This window comes from Arcticibacterium sp. SM2516 (assembly GCF_057914865.1).
This window is the reverse complement of the sequence record NZ_CP195290.1, coordinates 4,961,578-4,979,695: the sequence shown is the minus strand read 5'-3', so window position 1 is coordinate 4,979,695 and position 18,118 is coordinate 4,961,578. Positions and strand designations below refer to the sequence as shown.

Genomic DNA, 18,118 nt, shown 5'->3' with positions numbered 1-18,118 from the left:
AAATTTAAACAATTAAAGCTTTGAATTTGACAGCAACCGGAAGGAAGAGTTTTGCCAATGTTCACCCTGCTTTAGATTATCCAGATTTCTTGGATATTCAACTTCAATCTTTTCAGGAATTTTTCCAAATAGATACACCTGCAGAAAGCCGCCGTGCGGAAGGTTTGTATAAAGTATTTATGGATAATTTCCCGATTGCAGATTCCAGGGAAAACTTTGTGCTTGAGTTCGTTGATTACACAGTAGATCCACCTAAATACTCCATCGATGAGTGTATTGATAGAGGATTAACTTATTCAGTTCCATTAAAAGCAAAATTAAGATTGCTTTGTAATGATGATGATAACGAAGATTTCGAGACGATCGAACAAGAAGTGTTTCTAGGAAACATTCCTTACATGACCAACCGTGGTTCGTTTGTGATCAATGGAGCAGAAAGAGTTATCGTTTCTCAGCTTCACCGTTCTCCTGGTGTGTTTTTCTCTATGAGTAAGCATACTAACGGAACAAAACTTTACTCAGCTAGAGTAATCCCAATGAAGGGTTCGTGGATTGAATTTTCTACCGATGTAAACAACGTCATGTATGCCTACATCGATCGTAAGAAAAAATTCCCAGTAACTACTTTATTACGTTCTATTGGTTTTGGTTCTGATAAAGATATTCTTAATCTTTTTGAATTATCTGAAGAAGTAACCGCTACCAAGAAAGACCTTAAAGCTGCTATAGGAAGAAAGCTTGCCGCTAGAGTATTAAAAACATGGACAGAAGATTTCGTGGATGAAGATACTGGTGAGGTGGTTTCTATTGATAGAAATGAGGTTATATTAGAAAGAGATTCTATTATAGTTGAAGAAGATATTCAGTTAATCCTGGATACAGACCAAAAATCTATCATTCTTCACCGTGAAGATGCTAACATAGCAGACTATAATATTATTTATAATACGCTTCAAAAGGATAGCTCAAACTCTGAGAAAGAAGCCGTAGAACAAATATACCGTCAACTTAGAAATACCGAAGCTCCTGATGAAGCCACAGCACGTGAAATCATCCAAGGTCTGTTTTTCTCTGAAAAACGTTATGACCTAGGTGAAGTAGGAAGATACCGAGTTAATACTAAACTTGAAATGGATACGGAATTATCCAAAAGAGTATTGACCACAGAAGATATCATTAAGATTGTTAAGTATTTAATTACATTGATTAATGCTAAAACAGTTGTTGATGATATTGACCACCTTTCTAATCGTCGTGTTAGAACTGTAGGTGAGCAGCTTTCTAGTCAGTTTGGTGTTGGTCTTGCTCGTATGGCAAGAACTATTAAAGAAAGAATGAACGTTCGTGATAACGAAGACTTCAAACCAGTTGATTTGATTAACGCTAGAACGTTATCATCTGTAATCAACTCTTTCTTTGGTACCAACCAACTTTCTCAGTTCATGGATCAAACCAATCCATTGGCTGAAATTACGCATAAGCGAAGAATGTCGGCACTTGGACCAGGTGGTCTTTCTAGAGAAAGAGCAGGTTTCGAGGTTCGAGATGTTCACTATACGCACTATGGTCGTCTTTGTACTATTGAAACTCCTGAGGGTCCAAACATTGGTTTGATCTCTTCTCTATGTACTTATGCTAAGGTAAACTCTATGGGTTTCATAGAAACTCCTTACATGAAAATAGCTAATGGAAAAGTTTCTGGTGATGTTCAATACCTTACTGCTGAAGAAGAGGATGGTAAGAACATAGCCATGGCAACTCCAGATACTAATGGTAATGGTACTTTTAGCACGGATACTTTAAAATGTCGTTTTGAAGGTGATTTCCCATTGAAAGATCCTAGCGAAATTGACTACATGGATATTGCTCCAAATCAAATTGTTTCGGTGGCTGCTTCTATCATTCCATTCTTGGAGCATGATGATGCCAACCGTGCTTTGATGGGTTCTAACATGCAGCGTCAAGCCGTACCTTTATTAAGACCTGAGGCTCCAATCGTAGGAACTGGACTTGAAAGTAGAATTGCTCGTGATTCTCGTACTATGGTTGTGGCTGAAGGCCCAGGAACTATAGAATACGTAGACGCTAATAGAATTGTAGTTAATTACGATTGGAACGAAGATGACATCATGGTCAACTTTAACTCTAGTGAAAAAACTTACGATCTTATCAAATTCAGAAGAACCAACCAGGACACTTGTATTAACCTAAGACCTATCGTTGCCATTAAGGATAGAGTTGCAAAAGGCCAAGTATTAGTAGAAGGTTATGCCACACAAGGTGGAGAATTAGCTCTTGGTAGAAACATGATGGTGGCTTTCATGCCATGGCAAGGTTATAACTTTGAGGATGCTATTGTAATTTCTGAAAGAGTCGTAAGAGACGATATCTTTACTTCACTTCATATTGAAGAATTTGACTTAGAAGTTAGAGATACAAAAAGAGGTCAAGAAGAATTAACCGCGGAGATTCCAAACGTTTCTGAGGAAACTGTTAAAAATCTTGATGAAAATGGAATCGTAAGAGTAGGAACACATATTAAAGAAGGTGATATTCTAATTGGTAAAATCACTCCAAAAGGAGAGTCTGACCCAACACCAGAAGAAAAACTTCTTAGAGCCATTTTCGGTGATAAAGCTGGAGATGTTAAAGATGCGTCTAAAAAAGCTTCACCATCTCTTAGAGGTGTCGTTATCGATACTAAACTTTTCTCAAGACCTTCAAAAGAAGAAAGAGTTAAGCACAAAGAAGAGCTTAAAGTTTTATTAAAAACACATAGTAAAAATCTTGCAGAGATTAAAACTATAATGATAGATAAAATGGTGGCCGTTCTTTCTGGTAAAACGACCAACGGTGTTAAGCATAAATTTGGTGATGAATTAATATCTAAAGGTGTTAAGTTCAATAAGTCAAATATTACCAACAACCTTTTCCCTGAGAAAAACCCATACGTAGACGAAAGTACCTATAGTGTACCTGAAGAGTCTAACCTATTAGGTGATATCATGTTGGAAGGCTGGACTAAAACTGAAGAATCAAACGTACTTTTAGTAAGATTAGTTAAAAACTATCTTTCAAAGAGAAGTGAGATAATAGGTGAGTTCAAAAGAGAGCGTTTCGTTCTTGAGGTTGGTGATGAATTACCAGCAGGTATTGTTAAGTTGGCAAAAGTCTATATCGCTAAAAAGCGTAAGTTGAAAGTTGGTGATAAGATGGCTGGTCGTCACGGTAACAAAGGGGTTGTAGCTAGAATAGTACGTCAAGAAGACATGCCATTCCTAGAGGACGGTAGCCCAGTTGATATCGTATTGAACCCATTGGGTGTACCTTCTCGTATGAACATTGGTCAGCTTTATGAAACAGCATTAGGATGGGCTGGAAGAAAGCTCGACAGACGTTATGCTACGCCTATTTTTGACGGTGCTACTGCCGCTGAAGTAGATGCAGAACTAAAAGAAGCCGGTTTACCAGACTTTGGTAGAACAGATCTTTTCAACGGTCTTACCGGTGAGAAATTTGACCAAAAAGTAACTGTAGGTATAATCTACATGCTTAAACTGGGTCACTTAGTTGATGATAAAATGCACGCGAGGTCTATCGGACCATACTCATTAATTACGCAGCAGCCTCTTGGTGGTAAAGCACAATTTGGTGGTCAGCGTTTTGGAGAAATGGAAGTTTGGGCATTAGAGGCCTTCGGAGCTTCTCATGTTCTTCGTGAGATTTTGACATTGAAATCTGATGATGTGGTTGGACGTGCCAAAGCCTACGAGGCTATCGTGAAAGGGGAAAATCTTCCAAAGTCAGGAATTCCAGAATCATTCAATGTACTTGTACATGAATTGAGAGGATTGGCTCTTGAGATTACCTTGAAATAATTTATCATTTTCATTTAAAAAAGAAAGAAAATGTCTTTTAAGAAAAACAAAAAGTTAAGCAGCGACTTTAACAGCATAACCATTAGTTTGGCTTCTCCAGAATCAATTCTGGAAAGCTCTTTTGGTGAAGTTACGCAACCAGAAACTATCAACTACAGAACTTACAAACCAGAAATGGGAGGTTTGTTTTGTGAGCGTACTTTTGGTCCAGTAAAAGACTGGGAATGTCATTGTGGAAAATATAAGCGTATTCGTTATAAAGGTATCATCTGCGACCGTTGCGGTGTAGAAGTTACCGAAAAGAAAGTACGTAGAGAGCGTATGGGTCACATTGAACTAGTAGTTCCTGTAGCTCATATTTGGTACTTTAAAAGTCTTCCAAATAAAATAGGTTACCTATTAGGTCTATCTTCTAAGAAACTTGACCAAATTATTTACTACGAGCGATACGTTGTAATTCAAGCTGGTGCAAAAGAAGAAGATGGTATCCAGTACATGGACTACCTTACGGAGGAAGAGTACCTTGATATCGTAGATAAATTACCAAGAGAGAACCAACTGCTACCTAACGACGACCCTCAAAAGTTCATCGCCAGAATGGGAGCAGAAGCTTTAGAGATGCTATTGAGCAGATTGAAGCTTGACGAACTTTCTTACGAACTACGTCATCAAGCTGCAACTGATACTTCTCAACAAAGGAAGGCAGAAGCTTTAAAAAGATTGAGAATTGTAGAAGCTCTTCGTGATGCCAACACAAGGATAGAAAACCGTCCAGAATGGATGATTATCAAGATGGTTCCTGTAATTCCACCAGAATTACGACCTCTTGTTCCTTTAGATGGTGGACGTTTTGCGACATCAGATTTAAATGATCTTTACCGTCGTGTTATTATTCGTAATAATCGTCTTAAAAGGTTATTAGAAATTAAAGCCCCAGAAGTAATCTTACGTAACGAAAAACGTATGCTTCAAGAGGCCGTAGATTCTCTTTTCGATAACTCAAGAAAAGTAAATGCGGTACGTTCTGATGGAAACCGTGCGTTGAAATCACTTTCAGATATGCTGAAAGGAAAGCAAGGTCGATTCCGTCAAAACTTATTGGGTAAGCGTGTTGATTACTCTGGTCGTTCTGTAATTGTTGTAGGTCCAGAATTGAAATTGCACGAATGTGGTCTTCCCAAAGGAATGGCTGCCGAGCTTTTCAAACCATTCATTATCCGTAAGCTTATTGAGCGTGGTATCGTGAAAACGGTTAAATCTGCAAAGAAAATAGTAGATAGAAAAGACGCTGTAGTTTGGGATATTCTTGAAAACGTGTTGAAAGGACATCCGGTTATGCTTAACCGTGCTCCTACGCTTCACAGATTGGGTATTCAAGCTTTCCAACCAAAATTAGTGGAAGGAAAAGCCATACAATTACACCCGTTAGTATGTACAGCATTTAACGCCGATTTCGATGGTGACCAGATGGCCGTTCACGTTCCTTTGGGACAAGAAGCTATTTTGGAAGCCTCAGTATTAATGCTTTCTTCTCATAACATCTTGAACCCTGCCAACGGAGCACCTATTACGGTACCTTCTCAAGACATGGTTTTAGGACTTTACTATGTAACTAAAGGTAAACGTTCTACAGAAGATGAGAAAATAGCTGGTGAGGGAATGACATTCTATTCTCCAGAAGAAGTTATTATTGCAATGAACGAAGGCAGTGTTTCAAAACATGCTTATATCAATTGCAAACTGACCGTTAAAAATGAGAAAGGTGAATTAGAGAAAAAGATTATTGAGACCGTTGCTGGTAGAATACTCTTCAATCAATTTGTTCCTGAGCAAGTAGGATATATCAACGAACTTCTAACTAAAAAGAAACTTCAAACCATTATTGGTCAGGTTTTCAAAGAAGTAAGTTTTGCTAGAACAGCGGATTTCCTTGATGATATTAAAACGCTTGGATTCCAAACGGCCTTTACTGGTGGACTTTCCATCGGTTTAGGAGATATCATGATTCCGGAAGAAAAGCAGGATCTGATTGAAAATGCTCGTGTAGAAGTAGAAGAGGTTCAAAGTAACTATATGTTCGGTATTATTACGGAGCGTGAGCGTTATAACCAAATCATTGATATCTGGACTCGTGTAAATACGAGATTAAGAGAAACACTTCTACAACAATTAGAAGATAAAGATCAAGGCTTTAACTCTGTTTATATGATGATGCACTCTGGAGCCCGTGGTTCTAAAGAGCAAATTCGTCAATTGGGAGGTATGAGAGGTTTGATGGCCAAGCCACAAAAGAACATTCAAGGTTCTGTAGGTGAAATCATTGAAAACCCAATTCTTTCTAACTTTAAAGAGGGTCTAGATGTATTAGAGTACTTTATCTCTACCCATGGTGCTCGTAAAGGTTTGGCTGATACAGCCCTTAAAACTGCCGATGCGGGTTACTTAACAAGACGTCTTCATGATGTTGCTCAGGATGTTGTCGTAAACGAACAGGATTGTGAAACCCTTAGAGGTATTACAGTTTCTGCGTTGAAAGAAAACGAAGATGTGATTGAGCCATTATCTGAAAGGATTCTTGGAAGAACAGCTGTAGACGACGTGATAGATCCTGTCACTAAAATGCTATTAGCTAGGGCTGGTGAAGAAATCACAGAAGAAATTGCAGATCTTATTGAAGAGTCTGCAGTAGATTCAGTGGAAATTCGTTCTGCTTTGACTTGTGAGACAAGACGTGGAATTTGTGGTAAATGCTACGGTAGAAACCTTTCAACCAACAGGATGGTGGAAGTAGGAGAAGCTGTTGGAGTAATTGCCTCTCAGTCTATTGGAGAGCCTGGTACACAGTTAACGCTTCGTACATTCCACACAGGGGGTACGGCGATGAACGTTTCTGTAGATGCTAGTATCAAAGCGAAATTCCCAGGTATAGCCAATTTCGATCAAGTACGAACAGTTGAGAGTATAGATAAAGAAGGAAATCCTACTAAAATAGTTTTAGGAAGACGTGGAGAGTTGAGAATTGTAGATCCTGAAACAAATCAGATCTTAATTACCAACAACATTCCTTACGGTTCTACTTTACAGATAGAAGATGGTCAAAAACTAGAAAAAGGTGATGATGTATGTCACTGGGATCAGTTTAACGCCGTTATTATTTCTGAAAGAGATGGTAGCATTGAATATGATGCTATTGAAGAAGGTATTACTTTCCGTGAAGAAGCCGATGAGCAAACTGGTTTTAAGGATAAAGTAATTACAGACTCTAAAGACCGTACTAAGAACCCGGCCATCATTATCAAAGGAAAGAAAGACGACGAAAAATCGTATAACCTTCCAGTTGGTGCCCGTGTAATGGTAGAGGATAAAGCTAAGGTAAAAGCAGGACAGATTCTGGCGAAAATACCAAGAGCTATAAACATGAACGCCGATATTACTGGTGGTCTACCTCGTGTAACGGAGCTTTTTGAAGCACGTAACCCTTCTAACCCAGCTGTAGTTTCAGAAATTGACGGTGTTGTATCTTATGGTGGTATTAAAAGAGGTAACCGTGAAGTATTCGTGGAAGCCAAAGATGGTACTAAAATGAAATATATGGTTTCTCTTTCTAAGCTAATCTTGGTTCAAGAAGGAGATTACACTAGAGCTGGTGAACCACTTTCTGATGGTGCCATTACTCCTGCTGATATTCTAAGAATTAAAGGACCTACTGCGGTTCAAGAATATTTAGTAGAAGAAACTCAGGCGGTATACCGTCAGCAAGGTGTAAAACTTTCTGATAAGCATATTGAAGTGATTGTACGTCAAATGATGCAGAAAGTAGATATCCTAGACGCTGGTGATACTATTTTCTTAGAGATGCAAGCCATTGATAAATGGAAGTTCCGTGTTGAGAATGACAGAATCCTAGACATGAAAGTTGTTGAAGATGCTGGAGGTTCAGACCAATATAAGCCGGGACAAATGCTTACTAATCGTGATTTCAGAGATGAAAACAGTAGATTAAAGCGTGAAGATTTGAAGATAATGAAAGTGAGAGAAGCAAAACCTGCTGTATCACAGACTATTCTTCAAGGTATCACCACTGCTTCACTAGGAACAGAATCTGTATTTTCTGCAGCATCTTTCCAGGAAACTACTAAAGTCCTTTCTCATGCCTCTGTTCAGGGTAAAGAAGATACCTTGGAAGGTTTGAAAGAGAACGTGATTGTAGGTCATCTTATCCCTGCCGGTACAGGTAAGAGAGATTATCAAAATCTAATTGTAGGTTCTAAAATTGAACTTGAAGCTGCTCAGGAGCGAATGCTGATTGAGAACAGAAAAAGAGAATATGTAGATTAATAGTTAAATCCCGTCAGCTGAAATGTTGCCGGGATTTTTTTGTTTTATGACACTATTTTAACCAATTCTTTCACAATAATAGGTAACTCATTCATTTTGATAGCTTTGTGACTGTATTCAATTCACTTTGGAGTTGAAGGTATTTCATTTGAAGTGAAACTTTATAGGTTAAAGTATTTTCGTATTAGAAAGACACCCCGGAATCCTGGGTGTCTTTTTTAGTTTTATACAATACTTTTTATTTTAGCAATGCTCGCATTAACTTCTAATTCCATATTATTCAACGTATTTTTGCCATCCATATTCATTAATCATAAGAGATACCGTGACCTTAATTAAATCTATATCAGGCATTAGAGGAACTATTGGAGGTAAAACAGGAGAGAGCCTTAGTCCTTTAGATGTTGTTAAATTTACCGCAGCATTTGGAACATTCTTACTTCAAAGAAATCCTGATCTTAAGAAAATAATCATTGGACGCGATGCAAGACTCTCAGGTGCAATGATATCTGGTTTAGTGAGCAATACGCTCATAAGTCTAGGTTTTGATGTTGTGGACTTAGGACTTTCCACAACACCCACAGTTGAGATGGCAGTGGTGTTTGAAAAGGCTTCTGGAGGAATCATCCTAACCGCCAGTCATAATCCTATACAATGGAACGCCCTAAAGCTACTTAATGAAAAAGGTGAGTTTATTTCTGCTTTGGATGGTGAAGAATTACTGGCCATTGCAGATGCTGAAAACTTCAACTTTTCTGAAGTAAAAAAACTAGGCACTTACAGCACGGATGATACTATGTTACAGAAACATGTAGATGCCATTCTAAAGCTACCTCTGGTAGACGTAGAAGCTATTAAAAAGGCCCATTTCTCTGTTGTGATCGATGCCATCAACTCTTCCGGAGGAATAGCAGTTCCTTTGCTTCTAAATGCACTTGGTGTTAAAAACATTAAATGTATTAACTGTGAACCCACCGGTCATTTTGCACATAATCCAGAACCACTTCCAAAGCATCTGACAGAGATATCCCATGAATTGGAAAAAGGAGACTATAATCTTGGTATCGTAGTAGATCCTGATGTGGACAGGTTGGCATTTATTTGCGAAAATGGAGAGCCTTTTGGTGAAGAGTATACACTGGTGGCCATTGCTGATTATATTCTTTCTAAAACTCCTCAAAAAGGCCTAAAAACAGTCTCGAATCTATCTTCTAGCATGGCTTTGAAGGTAGTCACCGAAAAACATGGTGGGGAATATCAAGCTTCGGCTGTAGGTGAGGTAAATGTAGTGACCAAAATGAAAGAAATCGGTGCCATTATTGGTGGAGAAGGAAATGGTGGAATCATTTATCCTGAACTACATTATGGAAGAGATTCATTAGTCGGTATAGCCCTATTCCTTTCCCAACTGGCTCATTTCAACAAGCCCGTAGGTTTCCTTAGGAAAACATTCCCTAACTACTTTATTGCAAAGAAAAAGGTAGAATTAGACGCCTCTATGGATGTAGATGCCATCATAGCTTCCATTGAAACCAAATATAAGAAATACACTATTGATAAGCAGGACGGATTAAAAATCACTTTCGACAACGAATGGGTACACCTTAGAAAATCTAATACAGAACCAATCGTTAGAATCTATGCAGAATCGGAGTTCGAAACCACAGCCGATAACCTTGCGGATAAAATTATTGCTGATATAAAAGAACTTATGAAATAGATAATATTCTATTTATAGATATTCTTTAAGCGGGTAGACAAAGAGAGCTTTTCTGAGAGCTCTCTTTTGCTAGCTCGAAACCAAAAAAAAGCAACTCCAGCTACCAAAATATAAGGCATTAGCAATAGATATAATATGCCGAAATTTAAACCTGTCCCTATAACACCTCTACCCTCGCTAAGATTACTGCCTACAGTGGCTCTACACATGGCACACTGAGCCATGCTCACATTAGAAGCTACCATTACCAAAAGTAATATTAAAACAATTTTAGTTATCGAATTCTTTTTAAGCATAATACGGTGAAATCATTAAGTAAGCTATAACCCCTGTTATAGAAACGTACAACCAAATAGGATATGCAAATTTAACCAACTTTTTATGTCTTTGAAAATCACCTACCAAAGCAAAATAAAATGCTCTAAGCACCAATGGCAGCACTACAAGGGATAGGATTATATGACTCAATAGGATAAAATAATAAAAATATTTCACACTTCCTTCACCACCAAAAGAAGTAGATGGATTCGTTAAATGGTATAGCACATAACAAACCAAAAACAATCCACCTAGACAAAAAGCTAAAGTCATAGACACTCTATGAGCAATCTGATTTCTACGTTTTATAAAAATCAAACCTAAAACCAACAGTACGCTGGTCATGATATTTATTCCTGCAATGATATGCGGTAACATCTTTGACCATTCGCCTAAATATGGCTTCGACCGTATTCCTAGTAGTACCGCCACCACTAAAGGAACCACCACAGATATTACATTTATCGTTTTAAGAGAATAATCCTTTTTCATTTCTGCTTATTCATTATATCCTTAAGCACCTTAATTTCCAGTTTAAGCCTTTCTATTTCCTCTAAATCCGTTCCATCATAAATTCCCCTTACGAGGTTATGATTATCCACCAGAACCACCTTATCGGAATGAATGAAAGCCATGTCAATGTCGTCAATAACTTCAGCTTCATTATCAGAAGACGCATCCATTACGGGAAGCTTAAACTGCTTAATAGCTAAATTATAAATGTATAGTTTATCACCAGTTAAAAACTGCCAGGTACTTTTTCCTTGAACAAAATCTTTTGAATAAGCATTTAGAACCGAAGAACTATCATGTTCGGGATCTACTGTTATACTTAAAAAACGAACATGCTCATCCTCTTTAAAAGTATCTTGAACTCGACTTAAATTCTGGTTAATGACAGGACAAATGGTCCCACATCTAGAGAAGAAGAAACTTACCACTTTAATATCCTTCTGATAATCAGAAAAGGTCATTGTTTCCTCTAACTGATCTTCTAAAGTGAAATCCTCTATTGCATGAAATAGCGTATCCCCTTCTATGACTTGAATGTGACCTCTTTCATCCAATTCTGGAAAGTAAGTTGGTAATTCAAAGTTATTAGCTCCGCAAGACTTAAGAAAAATAAAAAATAAAGCCGGAATCACTAATAAAAATATTAGCATCCCGGCTTTTAAAAAACCTTTATTCATGATTATCTCAAAGAACCAATGTATCCTCCTTCAAAATAAACTAAAGCTGCAATAAACCAGAATACAAAGACAACTGGTAATATTACTGTCCATATTAAAGCCTTCACTTCATTTTTAAGGTGCATAAAGGTGCCTACGATGTAGAAAGACTTTACAAAGGTTAAAATGATAAATAATGATATTTTAAGCCATTTACCTAAGCTACTGTCAGAGCTAATTGTGAAAGCAATTATAAACTCGACTGCCGTTATGATTAACAAAATCCAGAATACCTTCCACAATTCCTTTGTTTGTGGTTTCTGTTTTTCTGCTTGAATATTTTCTATGTGTTCTGTCATCTTATATAATACTTTTGAAAATAATTAAACTAGGTAAAAGAAAGTAAATACAAACACCCACACTAAATCTACAAAGTGCCAGTACAAACCAACCTTCTCCACCATTTCATAATGCCCTCTTTTCTGATAAACGCCATTTGAGGCGTTATAAAAAATAAGGATATTTAATATAACTCCAGAGAGTACGTGAGTTCCGTGAAATCCAGTAATAAAGAAGAAGAAGTCTGCAAATGCTGCAGGGCCGTATTCATTATGAACTAAATTAGCTCCACCTGCTCCTGTTCCATGAATAAAGTGAGACCATTCCCAAGCTTGAGAACCCAAAAAAGTAATCCCTCCAAGTATAGTCCATAACATCCACTTCTCTACATCAGCTTTATCCATTCTATGTCCAGCTTCAACAGCCAGAACCATAGTAACAGAGCTAAAAATCAAAATGAAGGTCATGATACCAACGAAAACAAGAGGTAAACTTAGACCATGTAAAAAAGGCACCGCCTCAAACACCATTTCTGGCGTAGGCCACCATTCTTGAGAAAACGTGAAATCCTTAATTGACTGACCTGGATTTAGATCCTTGAAAGTAGGAAAACTAAACCTTACCAATCCATAAGAAATCAATAAAGCGGAAAATGTAAACGTATCAGATAGTAGAAATATCCACATCATCAATTTACCATATCCAACTCTCATTGGTTGCACCCCACCCTTCCATAAAAGATTATCGGGTGTTGAAGAAGCATGACTTGACATAAAACGTTCTTAATTTTTAACTATAAAACCGAGGCAAATTTAATCATCTTTTGCAAAAATGCCTTGGGAATAGCGTATTGGTTAAAAAATTATCTAAAATACAATAAAAACACAAAAAGGTAAATCCATAAAATATCTAAAAAATGCCAGTAAGTAGCACAAACCTCAATTTGAACCATCTTTTTACCATGAATACTCATTCTAAAAGCTGCAACTAACGAAAACAATAGAACCACTAAGCCACTTAATAAGTGGAAAGCGTGCAGCCCTGTTAAGATATATAAAAAAGAACCCGAAGGATTTCCCTTCAAATATACGCCTGCTGATTGCAACTCCTGCCATCCAATATACTGCATCACTAAAAATATCAGACCAAAAATGGTCGTAATACTTATGAAAATCCTTAGTTTTTTAAACTCATCTTGCCTAGCCGCTTTTAATCCCAAATGCATAAAAAGACTACTTATGAGTAAAACCAACGTACTCCAGTAAAATATAGCTGGAAGTGTAAACTCCACCCAGTTACCCTCAGCCCTACGTACTAAATAGGCCGATGTTTGCGATGCGAAAAGCATCAAAATAGTAATAATAAAAAGCCATGTCATAAACTTCCATTTATTGACACTTAAAACCGGCTTAGGTTCTTTTTCTGATATTGCCATCATAATTTATCGAGTAAATATGCGATTTGCACCACAGGTAAATAAATAAAAGAGCCAAACATTAACTGAAGTGCAGCCTTTTTGTCCATCTTCCGCATCAGATGAAATGTTTGAATCAAGAATAACACGCCAAAAAGCATGGCTATCATAGCCGAGTGAATTCCTGTCATTCCTAAGTAAAATGGTACCCAACACAAAGGTAAAAGCACCACTGTATACATCATAATTTGTATAGCAGAATTGATATTTCTACCACCAGATGATGGTAATAACTTAAAGCCTGCTTTTGTATAATCTTCATCCAACACCCAAGCGATAGCCCAAAAGTGAGGGAATTGCCAAAAAAACTGAATTCCAAATAATATTCCTGGCTCTAAACCAAATTGATTAGTAGCCGCTAGCCATCCAATCATCGGAGGGAAAGCCCCTGGTAAAGCTCCCACAGCTACCGCTACTGGCCCCTTCCTTTTTAATGGTGTATAAACAAATCCATAAAGCACAAAAGACAAAAAAGAAATACCCGCTGCTTTAAAATTAAAATAATAAGACAGTATAAATAAAGCTATACAAAGGCAAATAGCACTAAATATTGCAGATTCTTTAATTGATAAACGACCAGATGGAATAGGTCTATCCATCGTTCTAGTCATTAATTTATCCAAATCCTTCTCCCAAATCTGATTCACCACATTGGCAGCAGCAGTGGTTAAAAAAGCAGCTAAAGCAAATAGTGAAAGACTACCATAATTTACATTGTGGCTTCCCAACATATAACCAATAGCACTGGAAAACACCACGGTAGAAGATAACCTAAACTTTGTTAACTCAAAGTATGCCTTAAATTTCAAAACAAAATTATTTAGAACAAGACTCTCTTCCATTTCAATTTCCTTTTATAGCTGACTGATTACCAAAAATCAAATAAAGACTAAACTGCAATCCGATAATAAGCGTTGCAAAGGTAAGATGAATTGGCTGTGCAAACGCTGGAATTTCAAAAAGACCTAAAATTCCTCCTACAACAAATTCTAACACCACCAACAAAACTAAGTATCTCACAAATTTTAACCCTAATCCACCCTTCTCCGATTTCTTTACCGCTTTCAATAAAAGCCCATGGGAAATCAAAAGAATAATACCCAGAATAATATGTATATAAAACCTTCCTCCAAGTAATAAACTAACCCATTGCTCCCTTGGCTCACTTCCAAAAGATAAATGGTCCACAGCCTCCCTTATTTGTGTGCCCAAGATCAATTGACCAAAACTTAAAATCAACAATATGAGCACTCCAAATCTATAAGAAGTATTTTGTTCTGTGTCATACACTTTATCATACCTGTAGGCCAAAAACAAGGCATATATCAATAGCATAACAACAAAGATTGCCAAAACCATATGAACAGTCACTAATCCCGGATGTAACTCGTAAGAAACCACTTTCGAACCCAAAAATCCTTCCACACCTACCAAAACAAAAGCTAAGAAGGAATAAAGAATAACGCCTGATTTAGTGTTTTTATATTCTTTATATGAAAAAACAAGTGTGATAAAAATAAATAAACCAATAAGAACACCTACCAATCTATTCACATATTCCACCCAAGTCTTAAATGCATGGAATTCCACCTCACCCTTTAGTTTTTCACCGAATATCTCCTGATAATTCTCGGGAAGCTGACTTACATGTGTAGGAGGAATCCAAGTTCCAAAACATTTTGGCCAGTCTGGACAGCCCATACCAGAACCGGTAGCTCTCACTACTCCTCCTACGAGAATTAGAAAGTAAACTGCAGCAATGGTAATAATGGCAAATTTTTTATACATCTTAAAACAAAAAGAACGAAGTACTTGGCATTAACTTCCAGTACTTCGCACTTGGTTTTATAAATAATACCGAGATATCAATCTGGAATATTCTTATCAAATTCTATAGACTCCACTATTTTCTCTTCTTCTATCAACTCATTCTCCTCTGGGAAGTTAGATTCAGGAGTGGCAGAAAAAGGTATGTGTTGTGGAATAAAATCCTCTTTAGCACCAGGCTTACTATAATCGTAAGGCCATCTGTAGACTGTTGGTATTTCACCAGGCCAGTTACCGTGACCAGGAATAATTGGTGTCGTCCACTCCAAAGTATTAGAATTCCATGGATTTGCAGGTGCCTTCTTACCCCAGAAAATAGAATATATAAAGTTAAATATGAATATTAATTGAGCTGCAAACGTAACAATGGCAGCCACTGTCATGAATGTATTCAAATCTGCGTAAATATTGAAAGCGTCAAAACCAGACCATGCATAGTATCTTCTTGGGAAACCAGCAATACCAATATAGTGCATAGGGAAGAAAACCGCATAAACACCGGCAAATGTTATCCAAAAGTGAACGTAACCCAAAGACTTGTTCATCATTCTACCAAACATCTTTGGGAACCAGTGATAAACTCCTCCAACCATACCAAATATAGCCGCAGAACCCATTACTAGGTGAAAGTGAGCCACAACAAAATAGGTATCATGAAGCTGAATATCTAGAGCAGAGTTACCTAATATAATACCTGTCAATCCACCTGAAACAAAGAAGGAAACCAATCCAATAGCAAATAACATTGCTGGAGTAAAAATAATATTTCCTCTCCAAAGTGTCGTAATGTAGTTAAACGCCTTTACCGCTGAAGGAACTGCAATAATCAAAGTCAATAACATAAACACTGAACCCAAGAAAGGGTTCATTCCTGTCATAAACATATGGTGAGCCCAAACAATAAAAGCTAAGAACATAATTCCAGCCATTGATAAAATCATGGCTTTATACCCAAAGATTGGCTTACGGGAATTGGTAGCAATAATTTCAGAACTTAAACCTAAAGCAGGTAAAATAACAATGTAAACTTCAGGGTGTCCTAAGAACCAAAACAAGTGTTGGAAAAGAATAGGACTTCCTCCTTGATTTGATAAAGCTTGTCCATTGATATATATATCTGAAAGGTAAAAGCTAGTACCAAAACTTCTATCAAAAATCAATAATAATGCTGCTGATAATAAAACTGGGAAAGAAAGTATTCCCAAGATAGCTGTAAAAGTAAATGCCCAGATAGTCAATGGTAACTTGTCAAAGGTCATACCCTTTGTTCTTAAGTTGATGACGGTACTCACATAGTTTACTCCACCTAACAACTGTGAAATTATGAATAGAGCCATGGCTACTAACCATAATGTCATTCCCGAACCAGAACCTGGATTAGCATCTGCTAAAGCACTTAGTGGTGGATATATTACCCAACCACCACCAGCAGGACCAGTCTCGATGAAAAGAGACCAGAACATTATCACACTGGATAGGAAAAAGAACCAAAACGATAACATGTTCATAAACCCTGATGCCATGTCACGGGCACCAATTTGAAGTGGAATCAAAAAGTTAGAGAAAGTACCACTCAAACCTGCCGTAAGCACAAAGAAAACCATGATGGTACCATGCATGGTAACCAAAGCCAAATAAAAGTTAGGATCCAATTTTCCTTGACCATCTATCCATTGACCTAAGAAAGGCTTTAGGAAAGACATGTCCAAATCTGGAAACCCTAACTGTAATCGGAAAACTAGAGACATTAAACCCCCAATCACAGCCCAAATAATTCCAGAAATTAAATACTGCTTCGCAATTATTTTATGATCTTCCGAAAAAATATAAGTTCTAATAAAACCAAGCTCATGATGTTCCTCATGACCGTGATCGTGTGATCCTGTATGTGATAAATCTGTTGACATATATCTTAAGACTTTAAATCAAATTTAAAATTATTCTCCTGCTACCTCTATTACTTCTACAACTTCCACCACTTCAGGTGTTTCGTTAGAACCAATGTATTTAAGAGCTCTGGCTTTTAAATTATCTGGTACTAATTCTATAAAACCTGGGTTCATAGTCAAGAACGGTGTTTGTTCCCTTTTCCAAGCCTCATAATCTTCTAATTCATCCACAATCAGTATAAGTCTCATACTAAAGTGACCTCTTCCGCATATTTCAGTACAAGCGATTTCATAATTAAAATCAGGGTTACCCAATTCCTTCCTCATGTCCTCCGTTGACTTATCTGTTTCAAACCAGAATTTAGTTGGCATTCCAGGAACAGCATCCATTTTAACTCTCATATGAGGGATAAAAACTGAGTGCAATACATCCCTTGCTCTAATTTTTAAAAGTACCGGTTTTCCTTTAGGGATATGTATCTCTGTGGCACTTGTGAAATCATCAAAAGAATTCGGATCTGTAAAATCAATACCAAAAGAATTTGATTTGGTATCATCTATCAAACGATAATCATAGTCACCCAATTTGTTATCATCTACGCCTGGGTAACGAACTGCCCATGCAAACTGACGACCCATAATTTCAATAACCTCAGCATCTTCAGGGGCATCATCCATTATCTTATTCCATACTCTCAAACCAGAGAATACCAACCCAGCCATCACCACAGCAGGAATAACTGTCCATATTACCTCTAATTTATTATTATGAGGATAAAATGAAGCTCTATGGCCTTTTCTGTATTTATACTTAATAGGGAAATAAAACAACAATGAATTCACTATAAAGAATGCAACCATAATTACACTCATAGAAACCCAAAACCAAAAATCTGTCTCACGCCCATGAATAGAAGAAGCTTCTGGCAAGAAGTCCTTTCTAGCATCTAGAAACGACCATACCAAACCTACTACACATAGTATCCAAAAAATAAACAGACCAATGGCATTCCAGTCATTTGAACTGTCTAAATGGGTGTCCTCTACTTCAGCGGTTTTCCCCTGAACACCCTTTAATAAATCCTGTGTTTTACCTACAACGATAATCGTTAAGGCTACAAACAAAAGGGCTAAAATTCCTATAATAATTGTCATATAATTAACTA

Annotated in this window: 13 protein-coding genes; 3 read left to right on the top strand and 10 right to left on the bottom strand. The window is 37.2% G+C overall.

The features are described 5' to 3' along the window. The first annotated feature begins 20 nt into the window (after positions 1–20). The 3 genes from rpoB (at position 21) to glmM (ending at position 9,936) form a co-directional block, all read left to right on the top strand. Positions 21–3,878 (top strand): DNA-directed RNA polymerase subunit beta, encoded by a 3,858-nt coding sequence (gene rpoB, locus ACSBFT_RS20395; RefSeq protein ID WP_489602234.1) that lies wholly within the window; start codon positions 21–23, stop codon positions 3,876–3,878. A 30-nt stretch (positions 3,879–3,908) separates the two neighbouring features. Next, the gene (gene rpoC, locus ACSBFT_RS20390; protein WP_463046910.1) at positions 3,909–8,216 is read left to right on the top strand and encodes a DNA-directed RNA polymerase subunit beta'; all 4,308 of its coding nucleotides are present in this window, start codon (positions 3,909–3,911) and stop codon (positions 8,214–8,216) included. A 325-nt stretch (positions 8,217–8,541) separates the two neighbouring features. Next, on the top strand, positions 8,542–9,936 hold the full coding sequence (gene glmM / locus ACSBFT_RS20385; RefSeq protein WP_489602233.1) for a phosphoglucosamine mutase: 1,395 nt from the start codon (positions 8,542–8,544) through the stop codon (positions 9,934–9,936). A gap of 8 nt (positions 9,937–9,944) precedes the next feature. Here the strand turns inward: glmM and ACSBFT_RS20380 are convergent, their stop codons facing one another. The 10 genes from ACSBFT_RS20380 to ACSBFT_RS20335 form a co-directional block, all read right to left on the bottom strand. Next, positions 9,945–10,232, bottom strand: coding sequence for a hypothetical protein (locus ACSBFT_RS20380; protein ID WP_463046912.1), 288 nt, complete (start codon positions 10,230–10,232; stop codon positions 9,945–9,947). Continuing rightward, positions 10,225–10,746: a DUF420 domain-containing protein gene (locus tag ACSBFT_RS20375; protein ID WP_489602232.1), complete on the bottom strand. Its 522-nt coding sequence runs from the start codon at positions 10,744–10,746 to the stop codon at positions 10,225–10,227. The genes ACSBFT_RS20380 and ACSBFT_RS20375 overlap by 8 nt, the downstream gene beginning before the upstream one ends. Further along, entirely contained in the window at positions 10,743–11,417 is a 675-nt protein-coding gene (locus ACSBFT_RS20370) for an SCO family protein (protein WP_489602231.1), read from the bottom strand. The genes ACSBFT_RS20375 and ACSBFT_RS20370 overlap by 4 nt, the downstream gene beginning before the upstream one ends. 29 nt (positions 11,418–11,446) lie before the next feature. Then, a complete protein-coding gene (locus ACSBFT_RS20365; protein WP_463046915.1) occupies positions 11,447–11,782 on the bottom strand; it encodes a cytochrome C oxidase subunit IV family protein in 336 nt (111 codons plus the stop codon). Positions 11,783–11,806: 24 nt separating this feature from the next. Further along, on the bottom strand, positions 11,807–12,535 hold the full coding sequence (locus ACSBFT_RS20360; RefSeq protein WP_463046916.1) for a cytochrome c oxidase subunit 3: 729 nt from the start codon (positions 12,533–12,535) through the stop codon (positions 11,807–11,809). A gap of 89 nt (positions 12,536–12,624) precedes the next feature. Then, entirely contained in the window at positions 12,625–13,197 is a 573-nt protein-coding gene (locus ACSBFT_RS20355; RefSeq protein ID WP_489604853.1) for a cytochrome c oxidase subunit 3, read from the bottom strand. Next, a complete protein-coding gene (cyoE, locus tag ACSBFT_RS20350) occupies positions 13,197–14,078 on the bottom strand; it encodes a heme o synthase (protein WP_463046917.1) in 882 nt (293 codons plus the stop codon). The genes ACSBFT_RS20355 and cyoE overlap by 1 nt, the downstream gene beginning before the upstream one ends. A gap of 1 nt (position 14,079) precedes the next feature. Continuing rightward, a complete protein-coding gene (locus ACSBFT_RS20345) occupies positions 14,080–15,024 on the bottom strand; it encodes a COX15/CtaA family protein (protein ID WP_489602230.1) in 945 nt (314 codons plus the stop codon). A gap of 77 nt (positions 15,025–15,101) precedes the next feature. Beyond that, the gene (locus ACSBFT_RS20340) at positions 15,102–16,970 is read right to left on the bottom strand and encodes a cytochrome c oxidase subunit I (protein WP_463046919.1); all 1,869 of its coding nucleotides are present in this window, start codon (positions 16,968–16,970) and stop codon (positions 15,102–15,104) included. A gap of 30 nt (positions 16,971–17,000) precedes the next feature. Continuing rightward, positions 17,001–18,107, bottom strand: a complete 1,107-nt coding sequence (locus tag ACSBFT_RS20335; protein ID WP_489602229.1) for a cytochrome c oxidase subunit II — start codon at positions 18,105–18,107, stop codon at positions 17,001–17,003. Positions 18,108–18,118: the final 11 nt, after the last annotated feature.

What these genes read in the sequence shown, in the direction of transcription:
- ACSBFT_RS20365 (WP_463046915.1), bottom strand. Translation starts at nt 11,782, where the DNA reads ATGACAGAACACATAGAAAATATTCAAGCAGAAAAACAGAAACCACAA.
- ACSBFT_RS20375 (WP_489602232.1), bottom strand. Translation starts at nt 10,746, where the DNA reads ATGAAAAAGGATTATTCTCTTAAAACGATAAATGTAATATCTGTGGTG.
- ACSBFT_RS20355 (WP_489604853.1), bottom strand. Translation starts at nt 13,197, where the DNA reads ATGGCAATATCAGAAAAAGAACCTAAGCCGGTTTTAAGTGTCAATAAA.
- ACSBFT_RS20360 (WP_463046916.1), bottom strand. Translation starts at nt 12,535, where the DNA reads ATGTCAAGTCATGCTTCTTCAACACCCGATAATCTTTTATGGAAGGGT.
- cyoE (WP_463046917.1), bottom strand. Translation starts at nt 14,078, where the DNA reads ATGGAAGAGAGTCTTGTTCTAAATAATTTTGTTTTGAAATTTAAGGCA.
- ACSBFT_RS20370 (WP_489602231.1), bottom strand. Translation starts at nt 11,417, where the DNA reads ATGCTAATATTTTTATTAGTGATTCCGGCTTTATTTTTTATTTTTCTT.
- ACSBFT_RS20335 (WP_489602229.1), bottom strand. Translation starts at nt 18,107, where the DNA reads ATGACAATTATTATAGGAATTTTAGCCCTTTTGTTTGTAGCCTTAACG.
- ACSBFT_RS20380 (WP_463046912.1), bottom strand. Translation starts at nt 10,232, where the DNA reads ATGCTTAAAAAGAATTCGATAACTAAAATTGTTTTAATATTACTTTTG.
- ACSBFT_RS20340 (WP_463046919.1), bottom strand. Translation starts at nt 16,970, where the DNA reads ATGTCAACAGATTTATCACATACAGGATCACACGATCACGGTCATGAG.
- ACSBFT_RS20345 (WP_489602230.1), bottom strand. Translation starts at nt 15,024, where the DNA reads ATGTATAAAAAATTTGCCATTATTACCATTGCTGCAGTTTACTTTCTA.
- rpoC (WP_463046910.1), top strand. Translation starts at nt 3,909, where the DNA reads ATGTCTTTTAAGAAAAACAAAAAGTTAAGCAGCGACTTTAACAGCATA.